The 14,817-nt window shown below is 60.4% G+C and carries 17 protein-coding genes; 13 read left to right on the top strand and 4 right to left on the bottom strand.

Annotated elements, in window-relative coordinates:
* Nucleotides 1-33: 33 nt before the first annotated feature.
* Genes OHD58_RS12290 through OHD58_RS12280 form a run of 3 tightly spaced genes read right to left on the bottom strand, consistent with a single transcriptional unit; the run spans nt 34 to nt 3,375 of the window.
* The gene (locus OHD58_RS12290; protein ID WP_263803634.1) at nt 34-993 is read right to left on the bottom strand and encodes a type II secretion system F family protein; all 960 of its coding nucleotides are present in this window, start codon (nt 991-993) and stop codon (nt 34-36) included.
* Nucleotides 994-1,003: 10 nt separating this feature from the next.
* Complete coding sequence (locus OHD58_RS12285; protein ID WP_412177207.1) at nt 1,004-1,975, bottom strand: type II secretion system F family protein; 972 nt, start codon at nt 1,973-1,975, stop codon at nt 1,004-1,006.
* A complete protein-coding gene (locus tag OHD58_RS12280; protein WP_263803632.1) occupies nt 1,972-3,375 on the bottom strand; it encodes a CpaF family protein in 1,404 nt (467 codons plus the stop codon). Before OHD58_RS12280 ends, OHD58_RS12285 begins: the two co-directional genes overlap by 4 nt.
* Before the next feature lie 638 nt (nt 3,376-4,013).
* Between OHD58_RS12280 and OHD58_RS12275 the strand changes: the two genes are divergently transcribed.
* The 11 genes from OHD58_RS12275 (at nt 4,014) to OHD58_RS12225 (ending at nt 12,915) form a co-directional block, all read left to right on the top strand.
* Nucleotides 4,014-4,232: a Flp family type IVb pilin gene (locus OHD58_RS12275; RefSeq protein WP_263803631.1), complete on the top strand. Its 219-nt coding sequence runs from the start codon at nt 4,014-4,016 to the stop codon at nt 4,230-4,232.
* A gap of 88 nt (nt 4,233-4,320) precedes the next feature.
* Nucleotides 4,321-5,409 (top strand): Flp pilus assembly protein CpaB, encoded by a 1,089-nt coding sequence (gene cpaB / locus OHD58_RS12270; RefSeq protein WP_263803630.1) that lies wholly within the window; start codon nt 4,321-4,323, stop codon nt 5,407-5,409.
* A 116-nt stretch (nt 5,410-5,525) separates the two neighbouring features.
* Complete coding sequence (locus OHD58_RS12265) at nt 5,526-6,917, top strand: type II and III secretion system protein family protein (RefSeq protein WP_263803629.1); 1,392 nt, start codon at nt 5,526-5,528, stop codon at nt 6,915-6,917.
* Nucleotides 6,904-7,194: a hypothetical protein gene (locus OHD58_RS12260; RefSeq protein WP_263803628.1), complete on the top strand. Its 291-nt coding sequence runs from the start codon at nt 6,904-6,906 to the stop codon at nt 7,192-7,194. The genes OHD58_RS12265 and OHD58_RS12260 overlap by 14 nt, the downstream gene beginning before the upstream one ends.
* 40 nt (nt 7,195-7,234) lie before the next feature.
* Nucleotides 7,235-8,776: a TadE/TadG family type IV pilus assembly protein gene (locus tag OHD58_RS12255; RefSeq protein WP_263803627.1), complete on the top strand. Its 1,542-nt coding sequence runs from the start codon at nt 7,235-7,237 to the stop codon at nt 8,774-8,776.
* Nucleotides 8,777-8,780: 4 nt separating this feature from the next.
* Nucleotides 8,781-9,311, top strand: coding sequence for a TadE/TadG family type IV pilus assembly protein (locus OHD58_RS12250; protein ID WP_263803626.1), 531 nt, complete (start codon nt 8,781-8,783; stop codon nt 9,309-9,311).
* Between the two features lie 3 nt (nt 9,312-9,314).
* Nucleotides 9,315-9,941: a TadE/TadG family type IV pilus assembly protein gene (locus tag OHD58_RS12245; RefSeq protein WP_263803625.1), complete on the top strand. Its 627-nt coding sequence runs from the start codon at nt 9,315-9,317 to the stop codon at nt 9,939-9,941.
* A gap of 229 nt (nt 9,942-10,170) precedes the next feature.
* Nucleotides 10,171-11,331 carry an AAA family ATPase gene (locus tag OHD58_RS12240; RefSeq protein ID WP_263803624.1) on the top strand — a complete coding sequence of 387 codons (1,161 nt, stop codon included), beginning with the start codon at nt 10,171-10,173 and terminating at the stop codon, nt 11,329-11,331.
* Nucleotides 11,332-11,395: 64 nt separating this feature from the next.
* Entirely contained in the window at nt 11,396-11,908 is a 513-nt protein-coding gene (locus tag OHD58_RS12235; protein ID WP_263804207.1) for a L,D-transpeptidase, read from the top strand.
* On the top strand, nt 11,830-12,477 hold the full coding sequence (locus tag OHD58_RS12230; RefSeq protein ID WP_263803623.1) for a hypothetical protein: 648 nt from the start codon (nt 11,830-11,832) through the stop codon (nt 12,475-12,477). The genes OHD58_RS12235 and OHD58_RS12230 overlap by 79 nt, the downstream gene beginning before the upstream one ends.
* Nucleotides 12,478-12,597: 120 nt before the next feature.
* A complete protein-coding gene (locus tag OHD58_RS12225; RefSeq protein ID WP_263803622.1) occupies nt 12,598-12,915 on the top strand; it encodes a hypothetical protein in 318 nt (105 codons plus the stop codon).
* A gap of 6 nt (nt 12,916-12,921) precedes the next feature.
* Here the strand turns inward: OHD58_RS12225 and OHD58_RS12220 are convergent, their stop codons facing one another.
* Nucleotides 12,922-13,212 carry an ArsR/SmtB family transcription factor gene (locus OHD58_RS12220; RefSeq protein WP_263803620.1) on the bottom strand — a complete coding sequence of 97 codons (291 nt, stop codon included), beginning with the start codon at nt 13,210-13,212 and terminating at the stop codon, nt 12,922-12,924.
* Nucleotides 13,213-13,547: 335 nt separating this feature from the next.
* On the opposite strand from OHD58_RS12220, the gene OHD58_RS12215 reads away from it, so the two are divergent.
* Together OHD58_RS12215 and OHD58_RS12210 are read left to right on the top strand one after the other, a co-directional pair.
* A complete protein-coding gene (locus OHD58_RS12215; protein WP_263803618.1) occupies nt 13,548-13,784 on the top strand; it encodes a DUF6894 family protein in 237 nt (78 codons plus the stop codon).
* A gap of 914 nt (nt 13,785-14,698) precedes the next feature.
* A partial coding sequence (locus tag OHD58_RS12210; RefSeq protein ID WP_263804206.1) for a GTP-binding protein occupies nt 14,699-14,817 on the top strand: 119 nt, incomplete at its 3' end.

Genomic DNA, 14,817 nt, shown 5'->3' with positions numbered 1-14,817 from the left:
GGCCCTCGCTTTACTATATAAGGGGATTGCTAATTAAAAGAAAATGCCCCTCATTCGAATAATCACAGGCAGCATCACGATCATCATGACGACCGGAAAGATACAAAGCCCGAGCGGGATCATCATCTTGACCGGCAGCGCATTGGCCCTTTCCTCGGCCCGAAGAATACGCTGCGTGCGCATTTCGTCGCTGTAGACGCGCAACGCTTCGGTCAGGCTGGTGCCAAGTTCCTCGGACTGGCGGAAGAGCACGGCCAGCGAGCGGGCCTCGTCGATGACGATGCGGTCGGAAAGGTCGTGCAATGCGTCGCGCAGAGGTTTGCCGGCCCGCATCTGCAGGACCATGATCGAGAGCTGGATTCCGAGCGACTTATGCGTACCGGCGAGTTCGCCGCTGACCCGCTCGACGGCGGCTTCGAGGCTCATGCCGGCGTCGGCGCAGGTGATCATCATGTCCATGAAGTCGGGAAAGCCGCGGCGATATTTCTGCTTCTCGGCATTTTCGAAGCGGTCGAGCATGATACTGGGGATGACGATGCAGCCGAGCCCGAACAAGAAGGCACCGCCGAAGGCGATGAAGCTGGGCAGTTGCGGCGGCAAGATGGATGAAAGAAGCGTGAAGGCGCCAAGGAAACCCGCCAGGACGAAGGCGACGCGGGAAAGATTATATATCAGCGGGGCGCTTTTTTGATAGAAACCGGCGCGGAACAGCTTGGCTTCGAGAGCGTTCGGCTCGCCGCGTTCCTTTTCCGCGGCGCGGAAATAGGCGTCGACCGGGCGCTGCGCGGCGGCGCGGACGATGCTTGTCTGCGCCTCAAGCGAACGGCGGCTGCCAGCGCCTTCCGCGACGAGGGTTTCGGCGATGCGGCGGCGCGTCTGCATCGCCGGTATGATCAGCAGGACGCCGAGAAGGAAGATCGATACAGCGGCGACGAAAACCGCGACCGAGATCAGCAGGCCGGAATTCTGGAGGCTGGTGAAGAGGTTGCCCATGCCCGCGCCGTCAGAATTCGAAATTGACCATGCGATACATAATGTAATCGCCGATCAGCGCCAAACCGCCGAAAATTGTGAAAACCGGCAAGATCAAGGGATCACCCCACACACTTCCGTAGTAGCTCGGCGCTATCACAAGCAACAAGCCGAACATCACCAGCGGGAAACACGAAAGCAAAATGCCCGACCAGCGACCTTCTGCCGACAGGGCGCGGATCTTCATCTTGAGTTTCTGACGCTCGCGTAGCGTTTTGGCGAGGTTGGAGAGGATTTCGGTGAGGTTGCCGCCGGTCCTGGCCTGGATCGCCAGCGAGACAGACAGAAGATGCAGGCCTTCGAAGCCGACGCGCTCCGACAGTTTTCGCACCGCCTGTTCGAGGCTCAGCCCAAAGGTGATTTCGTCCGACACGATGCCGAATTCCGTGCCAAGCGGATCGGCGATCTCGCGCGCCACGAGGGCGATGGCGACGCTGGTGGGATGCCCGGCTCGAAGCGAGCGCACGATCATATCCAGCGCGTCGGGAAGCTGGGCGGCAAAACGTGTGATCCGCTTGTTGCGGGCGCGCCGCAAAACCAAGATGGGCAGAATGAACCCCACAAGAACGAAAAGACCAAAAGCGAGCAGAGTGGGGATGCCGACAAACAACCTCATCACCAAACCGACCACCGCTCCGGCTGCAACGAACATCCAAGCGAAGGCAATCGGACTGCCGGTGATACCGGATTGTGTGTAGAGGCGGTTCAGCCAGATGACGTTAAAGGCGAAATCGCCCCTGGCGTCGAGGCCGCGCTCGCGAAGCAGTCCCTGCAACGTTTCTTCGGCCTGGCCCTCGTTGGCCAAGCGCTTCAACCGGCGATTTATTGCGCCTGCTTTCGCGCGGCGCCCGGCGTAGGTGACGTAGAACGCCTCGATGGCGAGAATCGCGGATGCCGCCGCCAGAACGTAGATGAGGTAGAGAAGCGTCTGCCCGCTCATCACAGCGCCGTTTGCGGATTGAACGCATCCTTGGCGAAATGCAGGCCGAGCGTCGCCGCTTCGCCGGCAAAGCGCGGCCGCATGCCGGTCGCCCGGAACTCGCCGATAATGGTGCCATCGGCGGTGACGTCGCGGCGAACGAACTGGTAGATCTCCTGCATCTGGATCACCGTGCCTTCCATGCCGGTAACCTCGGAGATGGAGACGACGCGGCGCCCGCCATCGGACAGGCGCTGCGTCTGGACGATAATGTCGATCGCCGAAGCGATCTGGGAGCGAATCGATTCGGCCGTCATCGGCATGCCGGCCATGCCGATCATCTGCTCGAGACGGGAAATCGCATCGCGCGGCGTGTTGGCGTGGATCGATGTCATCGAGCCCTCATGGCCCGTATTCATCGCCTGCAACATGTCGAATGCTTCCTCGCCGCGCACCTCGCCGACGATAATGCGGTCCGGGCGCATACGGAGCGCGTTCTTGACCAGTTCACGCTGGCGAACCTCACCACGGCCCTCGACGTTGGGCGGGCGGGTTTCCAGGCGGCCGACATGCGGCTGCTGCAACTGCAACTCCGCCGCATCCTCGATGGTGATTAAGCGCTCTCTGAAGGAAATGTAGTTCGACAGCGCGTTGAGCAGTGTCGTCTTGCCGCTGCCCGTGCCGCCGGACACAAGAATGGATTTGCGCGACTGCACGGCGATCCGCAGCAGATCCACCATCGGCTGGCGGATCGAGCCCATCTCCATCAACCGTTCGAGGGAGTACGGTTTCTTGGAGAATTTCCGGATCGACACCAACGGGCCGTCGACCGAGATCGGCCGGACGGCAATGTTGACGCGCGAGCCGTCGGAAAGGCGCGCATCGACCATCGGGGCGGATTCGTCCACCCGACGTCCGATCGCCGAAACGATCTTGTTGACGATGCGCAGGAGATGCGCTTCGTCGCGAAAGCGGATGCCGGTTTCCTCGATGACGCCGCGGCGCTCGATGAACACGCGCTCGTGCGTGTTGATGAGAATGTCGTTGACAGTGTCGTCCTTGAGCAGCGGCTCGATCGGGCCGAGGCCGAGCATCTCGTCCGCTGTGTCCGAGGTGAGCTGGTCGAGTTCCCGCGCGTTGAGCGGCACGTTGCGGGCGCGTACGAAATCGCGCACGATCGGGCGAATATCGGAAAGGATGTCGTCCTTGGAGGCGCTTTCCAGCGTCGCCAGGTTGAAGCGGTCTATCAGATGCCGATGGAGATCGACCTTGAGCGGGAGAAGGTCATCGGCTGCCTTCTGACTTTCGGCCAGCGCCGACTTTGCCTGGACATCGGCGGGCGCGGCCGGCTTGAAGCCGGGCGATCCCGCCAAGACAGGCTCGATACGGACTGTCGCCGTTCCCTTTGTAAAACGCCCAAGCATTATCCCCACCTACTTTAGCCCAAGACTAAACTAAATCCTAACCATAGCCAGGTGCAAGCGGAGATAGACTCTCACCGGCAAACTCTGATGCTGATGGTTAAAAGCATCCGGCCGCCAGCTTGTGACTTATGCTAGCCGATTCCAGGGCAGACCGAGATGACTGCATCCGGGACAGCCGCGATGACTGTGGCCGGCGCTCCGCGGGAGCTGCAAGGATTCCGCTGCAGAAACGTCCACAGGAGATTGCAATGCGGCAAAGCGCATAACAGGGTATGCTTTTCGCTGCTGAATAAAGCGTGGGATTTCAATAGAAAATTATACTTTGTTATGGTCAAAAGTTGCTTCTGTCGTTCAAGATATAGCGGGATATGCGTAATCCTGGAGGGAGCGCGTCTGGTGTAGATAAACGTGAACGATTGGTTAATTTCCCTGATTACTGAGCCAGAATCAATTACTTAAAGTAGTTTTGCCAGTCGCTTATATGAGCATTTCCGTAAAATAAAAGCTTAACCGACCGTTAATCCGTTTGACTCCGATTTCGAACGGTACATAGGATCGAAGCTGACGGGGGATGCTGGGTGTGGGGTACATTCCTTGCTCGTCTCGTCGGGTTCTAACCTCTCAAGGGAGAAATTGGCATGAAGAAACTCATGACGATGGCCCGGCAGTTTCGCGACGACGAAAACGGCGCTGCCATGGTCGAATATTCAATTCTGATCGGCATCATTGCCGCAGCCTCGATCCTCGTGATCCTAGGCATCGGATTGTGGGTCACGGATTCGTTTACGTCGCTTTGCGACGCGCTTGATGCACGCGGCGATATCGCAGCTTGCGCGGCTGTTGCCGCCGGCGGCTGATGACGGCTTAGGCCCGGGCTTCGGCCCGGGCCTATATTCCTTTAAGCTAATATATACGATCGCGGGTGCATAGTCGGGGGCGACGGAAATGCGTGCGAACACAATCATCATGGTCGGCCTCGCCGTGGTTTTCGGCGTGGTGGCGGTCGTGCTGGCCAACATGTGGCTGGCAAACCAGCGCAGCGCGATAGCCTCGAACGCGGCCGAAGGTCCGCGCGAAAGCATCGTCGTTGCCGCGGTGGCGCTGAAATTCGGCGACGTGCTTACCACCGACAAATTGCGTGAAATCGCCTGGCCGGCAGGCGCACTTCCAGCCGGCGCCTTCAAGACATCCAAGGAATTGCTCGACGCCGCCGGCGGCAGCCGCCAGGCGCTGCAGGCGATCGGCGCCAACGAGCCGGTTCTGGCTGCCAAGATAACGGGTCCGGGCCAGCGCGCCACGCTTTCGGCGGTGCTCGCCGAGGGCATGCGCGCGGTTTCAATCCGCGTCAACGACGTGTTGGGCGTTGCCGGTTTCGTATTCCCGGGCGACCGCGTCGACGTGCTTTTGACCCGCACTGTGCGCGATACCGACAACAACGAGCAATCCTATGTCGACGTGCTGTTGCAGAGCGTGAAGGTGCTCGCCGTCGACCAGGTTGCCGACGAAAGCAAGGAAAACCCGACCGTCGTGAAGGCGGTGACCGTCGAGGTGGACACCAAAGACGCCCAGAAGCTGACGCTTGCGGCGGGTTCGGGCCAGTTGTCGCTGGCGCTGCGCCAGGCCGCCTCAAGCGAAGGCGAGATGACGCAGCGCATCACGCTGGCCGACCTGACCGGCGATACGTCGGCCGAAGGCGCGAAACGCAAGGCCGAAATGGAGAGGCTCGCCGCGCTCGAAGCCGAACGCAAGGCGGCCGCGGAGCGCGACGCCAAGCTTGAGGCCGAGCGGCAGGCCGCGCTTGCCGAAGAGCGCAAGCGCGCCGACCAGCAATTCACCGGCATCCGCAAGGATATCGCGACGCTGGGCGCGCAGTTCGGCGACACCCTCAAGTCGCTGCAGAAGGAGCCGTCCGCTCCGGTGATCCAGGTGAAGGAAGTCGTCAAGGTCGTGGCGCCGGAACCGCCGGCGCTGACCTCCGTCCGCGTTTTCAGGGGCATGGAAAAAGAGGTCTACGAGGTGCCGCGGGCGCGTTGACGCGGCTTGGGACTGGGTAGCGCTCGAAGCCGCCGCCGGCGGATCGAGCAAAAAGGGGTGGGCGTCCGGTGGGTTTGGTCTTTCAGTTGATTTGTCGCCTGGGGTTGGGTTTTTTGGTGATCTGCCTTGCGGCAGCCGCCACTCAGGCCGCCGACCGGCGTATCGATGTCGGCAGCGTCAAGGTGCATCGGGTCTTCATACCGCTGTCGCAGTCGCTGACCATCGATTTCAACGCCAATCTGGGCGACATGGTGATCGCCGACAACAAGATCGCCGACGCGCAGCCGATGACGGACCGCACCATCTACATCATCGGCAAGGGCGTCGGCACGACGTCGATCAACCTGTTTTCGCAGGACAAGCGCTCGCTGGGTGTGATCGAGGTCGAAGTCGGTGTGGACATCAACGACATGGCGACCGCCATCAAGCAGGTGGCGCCCAAGTCGCGCATCGTCGTCGGCTCGGTCAACGGCAAGGTGAGGCTCGCCGGCAGCGTCAAGGACGGCGCCACGCTGGCCAAGATCCTCGAAGTGGCGCAGCAATACGGGCCCGACGCGGTGATCAATTCGGTTGACGTCGAGGACAGCCAGCAGGTCAATTTGGAAGTGCGGGTGCTGGAAGCCAAGCGCAACACCGGCCGCGACCTCGGCGTTTCCATCCAGGCTCAAAAAGACGGGAAATTCAAGGGCGCTACTGGTCTAGCGACCGTGGACAAAGAGGGCGTAGTCCTCGGGACGGGTGGCCTCCTAAGCGGCCTGCTGTCCAACTCCAGTCCTTTTGCAGCGCTGATCGCCCGCGTCATCGACAGCGACGTCAAGGTCGACCTCATCATCGAGGCGCTCGAAGCGAAGGGCGTGGTGCGCACGCTGGCCGAGCCGAACCTGACCACGCTGTCGGGAGAACCGGCCAGCTTCAACGCCGGCGGCGAGGTGCCGGTGCGGCGCGAAGACGAGGATGGCGAAGTCGTCATCGAATACAAGCAGTTCGGCGTGAACCTGGTGTTCACGCCGGTGGTGCTGGCCGACAACAAGATCAACATCAGGCTGGCGCCCGAGGTGAGCGACCTGACCGGCTTCACCGTCGCCGGTGATCCGATCTTCAGCAACCGCAAGCTGTCGACCGTGGTCGAGCTGCGCGATGGCCAGAGCTTCGCGCTGGCGGGATTGATCTCCAGCAAGAACACCAAGCTGCAGAACCAGGTGCCGTGGCTCGGCCAGGTGCCGGTGGTCGGCGCGCTGTTCCGCAATTCGAGCACGCAGAAGGAAGACACCGAATTGGTGGTGATCGTGACGCCGCGGCTGGTGCGGCCGGCAGGCCCCGGCGAACCGCCGGCGACGCCGATGGACAAGACGCGGCCGGCCAACGACCCGGAGCTTTTCCTGCTCGGCCAGCTCGAAGTCACCAAGGACATGGTGCGCCGCTATGAACTGGGAGAGGGCGTGGTCGGCCCTTACGGCCACATGCTCGACGTCGCACCGAAGGACAAGATGATCTATGTCAAGAGATAGGCTGCCGCTTCTCGCCGCGATGATGGTCTTGTGCATGCTTTCGGGCTGCGCGGACTACCTCAACCGCTACGATTCCATCACCCTGGCCACCGGTGACGCGCAGCGCCACAATCTCATGCTGCACACCGTCAATCCGTTCAATCCGGTCTCGCAGAACACCAAAATCGAGAGCGACGGGGCGCGCGCCGCGGAAGTGGTCCGGAGATACCGGGTTCCGGCGGCGCAGTCCGACCAGACGCAGCAGAATATCACCGTCAACGTGGGGGCACAGAACTAGGACTCGCTTGGGGGAGCGATAAGTCCGGGGGTAAATGGGCATGGGCTTGATAATCGCGAAACTCCGTAAATTCGGCTCGGACGAGAACGGCCTCGCCATGATTCTCGTTTCGATCATGCTTCCGGTTCTCATCGGCTTCGCACTGCTCGTCATCGACGGCAGCCGCGTCAACAACCTGCACAACGACCTGCAGAAAGCGGCGGACGCGTTCGCGCTGGCCGGCGCGGCCGAGCTGGACGGAACCGTCGGCTCGTGGGCGCGCGCCGAGCGGGCCATGGCGACGCTGATCGACAACCGGTCGAATTTTTCCACCACGGGGCCAACCACGCTTACAGCCGGTCAGCCGGGTGGGGCCGCGAATTGCAACAGCGCCGGCAACATCTCCTGGTGCTTCCTCAAGAACCTGCCCGCGAGCGACGCAACGGCGGTCGCCGCCGCCAACCGGGCGAATGGTGTCGACACTGCTGCAGGACAACGCGAGACCCGCTTCATCGAGGTCACCGTCACGCCGGCCACCTTCAACTCGATCTTCCCGGCCTCCTTCCTGACAGGCAACGCGGCCAGCAACACGATGACTGTCGGCGCGCGGGCGGTTGCCGGCTTTCGGTCGGGCGTCTGCGACTACACGCCGGTGTTCATCTGCAACCCTTACGAAGACACTTCAGTTACAGGCGGGGTCACGCTGGAGCAGGCGGCGCAGTCGCGGGAATACCGCCGCCGCCAGATCCTGATGCGGATGAACGGCTTCTACATGCCGGGCAACTTCGCCTTCCTCGAAGCTCCCACAGGCAACGGCGCGCAGGCTTTAGAGGAGATGATGGCGAGCACCAAGCCGCTCGCCTGCTACTCGCAAGAGGGCGTCGACACCGAACCTGGCCAGATGTCCGGGCCGGTGAAGAATGGGCTCAATGCGCGGTTCGGGCTGGAGAAGACCTACAGAACCAGCGATCCACAGGCGACGAATGTGCGCATGGGCCTGAAGTCGGTCAACTGTAACAACGGGAACGCCACCTGGGAAACGGACCCGGCTCAAGGCGTCGGTCTCAATCGCGACTCCTGTCACATCTCCGGCACCTGCACGATGATGGGCGGTCGCATGGGTGCGGGCGACTGGGACTTCAATGACACGACCAACGGCTATTGGCCCGTCAACCATAGGCCAGGAGGCGTGCCGCGGACGATCTCGTCGCCGCCCTGGGGAGCAGATAAGCCGACGCGTTACGAGGTCTACCGCTACGAACTCGATCCCAACGGCGACGGCAACACTAGCGATTCAATTGTCGGAGACGCCGCGCCGAGCGGTGAGACCGGGTTGCCGATCTGCGAAGGCTCGGGCCTCGCGGTTCCCGACCGCCGTATCCTCTACGGGGCGATCATCGACTGCCAGGCAATCGAGGCGTCAGGCCTGAAATTCACCGGCAAATTGACGGACGTTCCCGTGCGAGCCTTCGGCAGCTTCTTCATCACCGAACCCATCAAGGTCGACAAGGATATCTTCGTCGAACTCGTCGACATCACCGGCCGTGGCGGCCGAGGCACGCTTGACAACTTCCTGCGCGACGAAGCGCAACTCTACCGGTGATGCGATGCGGCGGCGTCTTTCAATCTTTTCCCAACGGTTCCGGCGCGACGAGCACGGCTCGGCACTCGTCGAGATGACGCTGATCGCACCCCTGATGATCGCGCTTTCGGCCGGCGTCTTCGAATTCGGCAATCTGATCCACCAGAAGCTGTTGATCGAGGCAGGACTGCGCGACGGCGCGCGCTACGCTTCCCGGTGCAACAGCCAGATGTACTCGGACTACGGCTTCGCCGCGATCGACTGCGCCGCCAATGCCGAGAACATCGCGCTCTACGGTAACATCGCCGACACAGGGACGGTGCGCGTGCCGGGGCTGACGGCGGACAACATCACGATCGACATCGCCAACCTGGTCGACTGCGAGAATGCGGTCGACGGCGCGGGCGTGACGCAGTATCGCTCCGTGACACCGCTGGTCTGCATCGTACGCGCCTCAAGCACGTTCGACTATCCGGGTGTCGGCCTGCTGGACTTGCTCGGCATCGGTCCCATCACGCTGAACGGCGTGCATGAGGAACGGATCATTAGGTTCTGAGCGATGCTGGGGCGCTTCCACAAAGACGAGTCCGGCGCGGTGATGGTCGAGGTGTCCATCAGCATCGTGTTGTTGCTGGTGCTGACCTTGGGCTTTGTCGATTTCGGTCATGCCTTCTATCAATGGAACGCAGCATCAAAAGCGGTCCAGATGGGTGCGCGATTGGCATCCATTTCGGACCCGATCGCCACCGCTCTTCCAACTGCCGGACCGGTAAATACTCCTGGCGCGCCGATGCAGGCAGGCGCGTTTGGTCCCTTCGAGTGTACCGTTTCGGGTTGCACCAACGGCGGCGGGTTCAGCGCAAATGCATTTAGCCGCGTCTTTCGTGGCGATACGGCTGTGACGAACGATGATGCCTGTCCCCCGCGCAATGCCGGTCAGCGGCCTGGCATGTGCCATTTTTTCCCAAACCTGCGTCGAGAGGAGTTGGTCGTCACATATTCTGCATCCGGCTTGGGCTACCAGACGCGGCAGGGCGGCCCTGTTCCGACAATCAGCGTCCGGCTGGACGATGTGCCTTTCCGCTTCTTCTTCCTGAGTGGTCTGCTGGGCTTTGACGACATCACTATGCCGTCGATGATAAGCACGATCACCGGCGAAGACCTGAGCAGCAGTGGCCCGACATGAAGAACCCGTCGATCCTGCATCCAGAAAGGAGGTTATGCCTATCGGCCCCCAGGCGCGGTTTGGCTGCGGCGTTCGGCGGCATGCAGAATTGTGTCAAGGCGAGTGTGAAAGCCAATGAAAGGCGAAGACCTCGCCGATGGAGCCTAAATGGACACCATCGCTATTCCCCGCAATGCACCAGTCAGCGTCCGGGTGACGCGGTGAGATCTTGGTAACGGAGCGTATCGGCATGAATGCCATCAACTCAAAAATCCTGCCGACCCGGCGCAAGCGAATTGCGCTGTTTTCGAGCGATCCCAATCTGCGCCGCGATATCGCGACACGGCTCGACTCGCTGGCGATCTATGACGTGCAGCCGGAGGAGTCTGCGGCATTCCTGGAGGGGCCTAAGGCCGACGCTCTGCCGAGCATCGTCATTCTCGATGTCGGGGACGGCACCTTGCTGGAGAACGCCAGGCTTATCCAGGCGCGGGGCGAATGGGCCAAAGTTCCCCTGATCGCGCTATCTGGGGAACTGTCGCAGGACCGCATCCGTACGCTGGTTCGCCTGAACGCGGCCGATTGGCTGCGCAAGCCGTTCGACAACAAGGAACTGATTAACGCGGTCAGTTTCCATGACAGCGGCAGCGAAGCCACGAAAAGCCGCGTCCTTACCTTCGTCAGCGCCAGCGGAGGGGCAGGGGCGACAACGATGGCGCTGTCGGCGGCGGAATATCTCGCCAAAAAATCGACCAACGCCGCATCGGCGACCTGCCTTGTCGACCTCGACTTCCAGCACGCCAACTGCAGCTCATATCTCAATCTCTACAACGAGTTCGACCTTGCCAGCGTGATCAGCCAGCCGGACAGGCTGGACGTCGAACTGATGGATATCATCAAGCTGATGCGCAGTCCTGGTTTTACCCTCTATTCTTTCGAGCGGCCGCAATTGCCGTTCGAGCCCAAGGGCCAGGACTTCGTGTTCAAGCTGCTCGACTTGGCCGCCTACCGGTTCGACAACGTGGTGATCGACCTGCCGAACCGCGAAACGCCGTGGCTCAATACTGTTCTTTCGACAAGCGATGAAATTTTCCTAGTTTTCGAGCTCAACGTGGTCTCGCTGCGGCATGCCAAACAAACCTATTCCCGCATACGCGAACTGCGCGGCAGCGGGGCGAGCGTCACCCTCGTGGCCAACAAGCAGAAGCGGAAGTGGTTCGGCAACTACTTCTCGCGCAGCGAACTTCAGAAGATTTTCAAGATCCCGCACATCAAGATCGTCAGCCTGGACGCGCCGCTTCTTACCGATGCGGTGAACAGGGCCTTGCTGCCGGCGGAGGTGCATGCGCGCGCCCGATTCAACAAGGACCTGAAAGCGATGTTTCGTGAGCGGCTGGATGCCAAGGCGTGATAACCGGCGAAGCCTGAAGGGATACCCCATCGTTGCGGTTGCGGCGGTGTTGGCTGCTTTGGCCATGCCGGCAGATGTGGCCGAGGCCGCGCAGAAAAGGAAGCGGATACCGCTTCCGCCGATGGGGCCAAGTCTGCGCAGCACCGTCACCTTCGCCACGGTTGAAAAACCCGGCACCATCGTCATCCGCAAGGACGAACGCCTGCTCTATTATGTCGCCGGTGACGGCCAGGCCGTGCGATACAAAATCAGCGTCGGACGGGAGGGCTTCTCCTGGATAGGTGTTGCCAAGGTCGGGGCCAAGCAGGAGTGGCCGCACTGGAGGCCGCCATCCGAGATGCGTACCCGCCAACCTGACCTGCCGGAATTCGTACCCGCCGGTCCTTACAATCCATTGGGCGCGCGGGCGCTGTATCTATTCATGAACGGCCGCGACACGCTGTTTCGCATCCACGGCACAAACGATCCAGGCGGAGTCGGTTTCGACGGGACATCGGGATGCTTCCGTTTGACGAACACGGACGTCATCGACCTGTACGAACGGGTATCGCTGGGGAGCAAGGTGATCGTGCAATGACAACAATCCGTGATCCCCAAGCACCCACCGTGAAGGGTGAATTTCGAAAAGTCGACAACGCAACGGCAGGGCGCAGGCTTTCAGTGTTGATCGCCGCATCCGCTGTCGTTCTCAGCGCCATCAATCTGACGGCCTCGGTCTATCTCTGGCGCTCGACCCATGAGCTGAGGGCGATAGACGCGCGTTTGCAAGACATTGCCGGGCTGGAAAAGCGGCTCAAAAGCAGCCTGGACGTGATCAATTCTGGGATCCAGGCGCGGCTCGACAATCTCGATCGCGACATGCACAACAAGATCACCTCGGTCGAGGACGAGGTCGGCAAGATGCAGCAGGTGCTGGTTGTGCCGCATAGCAAAGTGGCGAGCCAACCCGAGTCGCTTCCCTTGATCTCCGAGCCGTGGAGCCCCGAGACGGAGGAACCGACCATAGCCGAAGCGGCAAGCGAGCCCATCCTGCCCGCATCGGAGCCGGTGCGGCGCAAGCAGACGCCGCCAGTCAGCAAGGTCGAATCGGCCTATCAAAGGACCGAGTCCCCGGATGGGAAGGTTTATTACCGCCGCGTCCGCTGAGCGCCGATGCCGGATTTACCTGAAGCAGTTCCGTTTTCCTTGAATCAACGAACTGCTCTGTCTCCTTGTCTTGCCTCAATTCCGGAGGCAAAACCGCGGCACACTTTTACTGGAGTTGCCATGAGCGCGTTGCTGCTTGGAATGGCAATCACAGGCCCGACGGACGCCGGCGCTTCCATGGTGTGCTACCACGTCGTCAACGTCGACCTCTGGGACGTCCTGTACATCCGCAGCAAAAGAAGTCACCTGTCGAAACCCGTCGGCGCGATCGCCGCGGACCACAGCGGCGTCATCCGTGCAACCGGCGCTTGCCAGCCGCAGCATGCCAACCCGCGTCGCCAATGGTGTCCGGTAGACTATTTTCCCTTGCCGGCGGTCAAATTGAGCGGGTTCGTGAAAGCGCATTTCATCGAACGCCATGCTTGCCCTCCGACCTGAGGCAGCTCAGCGTCTGTTGATCAGATCCTCAAGCGTGCCGAGCAGCAGGCGCACGTCTTCAGATTTGCAGGAATAATAGATCGTCTGGCGGTCGCGCCGTGTCTCAACCAAATTCTTGCTGCGCAATTTCGCAAGGTGCTGAGACAGCGCCGACTGGCTGAGCGAGACCTTCTTTGCGATAGCACCCACAGACATTTCTTCTTCGATCAGATGTTTGACAATCGTCAGCCGCTTGCCATTGGCAAGCAGGGATAGGAGGGACGCCTCCTCTTTTGCACGGTCACCCGGTTTCTGCATTTTCCCCGCAACCCGGCCATCTCTAGCGGCGCTTCACCCACTTCCACGCCGCAAAGGCCGGATTTCGCCCGATTCATACCCAACTCAATTTAGCAAGTTTGATCCCCACGGCAAGGCGGCAGCGGAGGTTTTTACGCTAGGGAAGGAACTAATTTCAGCACAACAAACGTATGCAATTCCTAAATTAACGGCCCACTCATATGGCGGCCTATATCCCCGGTTATATTGCGAAAGAACGGGGTGCATGCCTAAACCTTACCTGTCGGGACAGAATTGCGAAATGATGTATGCGCAATCCGCTTTGACAAGGTGTTGACTGAAAATTGGGCGATCAAATGCAGCGCTTCTTCTTCGACTTGATGGAAGACGATAATTCCGTTTCCGACGAAAACGGAATCATGATGCCCGAGTTGGACGAGGCCGAACTCGAAGCGGCCGGCGCGATCGCGCGAATGCTGGCCGACCGGGTTCCACGAGCCAATCATCATGAAATGGCTGTCGTCATAAGGGATGCCGGCCACACGCCGCTCGCTCGCGTGTCGCTCACACTGGTGCGCGAACGAATGAGCTAACGGTCGCGCGCAAACATCGCACGAATGCGCCTGCCTCGCCTTCATAACCGTTTCCACGTTGTCGGTGGTGTAGGCCCTATCACAAACGGTGAAGTCAATGGACGACCAGCTGAAGCAGCGAGTCGGAATTTAAAGCGGAGCACAACTCGAATAGGTGCAGGCCTCACTCCTTGAAATGGGAAACGTGGCCATTTTGAGCAAGGCGACGGCGACACTGTCGTGCGGACCGTCTTGAAAGCGACGCTCGACACTGTAGACCACTGCCTCTGCGTTGGTCATGGCATGATCGTTTCCCGCTTGCCAGCCCAATCGATACTTGACCAGTTCATCTCTCATCGGATCGGATGTCGCGAAGAAATCCGTCGAGACTGGGCCTCCAGCGCATCGGGCGGTCGTTGTTTCGCCAGGCGTCGCCCGAAGAAAATTTCCGCAACGCATTCGCAATGGACGCCAACGCCGCAAACCGAGGCGGATGTGCCTCGCTGGCGACCAGCAGGGCACCGCCGACTGAACCCGACATCGCTAGGTCGTCAAGCGCGATGGGCCACGTGTCAGGCACGAACGCAGCTTCGTAGATACGGTCGATCAAATGATACATGCGCTTCCCGGTTCGGTCATCACCGTACATCCAGGGTAGCTTCGATGAAAACCAACGTTGATGAAAATATGAACTCCGCAATCATGCGGACTTCTCCGTCGAGTGGGGGGTCTTCGCGCTCAAGATCGCGGCGACAGGTGGTATTTCATTTCGTCTTGCGCATTCCTATATCTGCGCTACATCCCAAACCGGATCATGGGTTCAGATCGGCTGAGCTTGGCGCCCAGCCACAAGACACTTGTGTTTTTCGGCTGCAGTCGCTAATCGCCCCGCATCCGACTGAACTGAAGGTCCAGGCCGTCCAAGGAAAGAGACTATGGCAAAAGGTAAATTCGAGCGTAATAAGCCTCATGTGAACATTGGCACGATTGGTCACGTTGACCATGGCAAGACGTCTTTGACGGCTGCGATCACGAAGTATTTTGGCGAGTACAA

This window comes from Mesorhizobium sp. ZC-5, from assembly GCF_025753855.1.
Lineage (GTDB): Bacteria > Pseudomonadota > Alphaproteobacteria > Rhizobiales > Rhizobiaceae > Neomesorhizobium.
The sequence above is the reverse complement of the archived record's forward strand: the minus strand, read 5'-3'. Positions and strand labels throughout refer to the sequence as shown.

Bases quoted from the DNA above. Each gene is read 5' to 3' on its own strand.
- OHD58_RS12290 (WP_263803634.1), bottom strand. From the start codon at position 993: ATGGGCAACCTCTTCACCAGCCTCCAGAATTCCGGCCTGCTGATCTCG.
- OHD58_RS12280 (WP_263803632.1), bottom strand. From the start codon at position 3,375: ATGCTTGGGCGTTTTACAAAGGGAACGGCGACAGTCCGTATCGAGCCT.
- OHD58_RS12275 (WP_263803631.1), top strand. From the start codon at position 4,014: ATGAAGAAACTCATGACGATGGCCCGGCAGTTTCGCGACGACGAAAAC.
- cpaB (WP_263803630.1), top strand. From the start codon at position 4,321: ATGCGTGCGAACACAATCATCATGGTCGGCCTCGCCGTGGTTTTCGGC.
- OHD58_RS12260 (WP_263803628.1), top strand. From the start codon at position 6,904: ATGTCAAGAGATAGGCTGCCGCTTCTCGCCGCGATGATGGTCTTGTGC.
- OHD58_RS12255 (WP_263803627.1), top strand. From the start codon at position 7,235: ATGGGCTTGATAATCGCGAAACTCCGTAAATTCGGCTCGGACGAGAAC.
- OHD58_RS12250 (WP_263803626.1), top strand. From the start codon at position 8,781: ATGCGGCGGCGTCTTTCAATCTTTTCCCAACGGTTCCGGCGCGACGAG.
- OHD58_RS12245 (WP_263803625.1), top strand. From the start codon at position 9,315: ATGCTGGGGCGCTTCCACAAAGACGAGTCCGGCGCGGTGATGGTCGAG.
- OHD58_RS12240 (WP_263803624.1), top strand. From the start codon at position 10,171: ATGAATGCCATCAACTCAAAAATCCTGCCGACCCGGCGCAAGCGAATT.
- OHD58_RS12235 (WP_263804207.1), top strand. From the start codon at position 11,396: ATGCCGGCAGATGTGGCCGAGGCCGCGCAGAAAAGGAAGCGGATACCG.
- OHD58_RS12230 (WP_263803623.1), top strand. From the start codon at position 11,830: ATGCTTCCGTTTGACGAACACGGACGTCATCGACCTGTACGAACGGGT.
- OHD58_RS12225 (WP_263803622.1), top strand. From the start codon at position 12,598: ATGAGCGCGTTGCTGCTTGGAATGGCAATCACAGGCCCGACGGACGCC.
- OHD58_RS12220 (WP_263803620.1), bottom strand. From the start codon at position 13,212: ATGCAGAAACCGGGTGACCGTGCAAAAGAGGAGGCGTCCCTCCTATCC.
- OHD58_RS12215 (WP_263803618.1), top strand. From the start codon at position 13,548: ATGCAGCGCTTCTTCTTCGACTTGATGGAAGACGATAATTCCGTTTCC.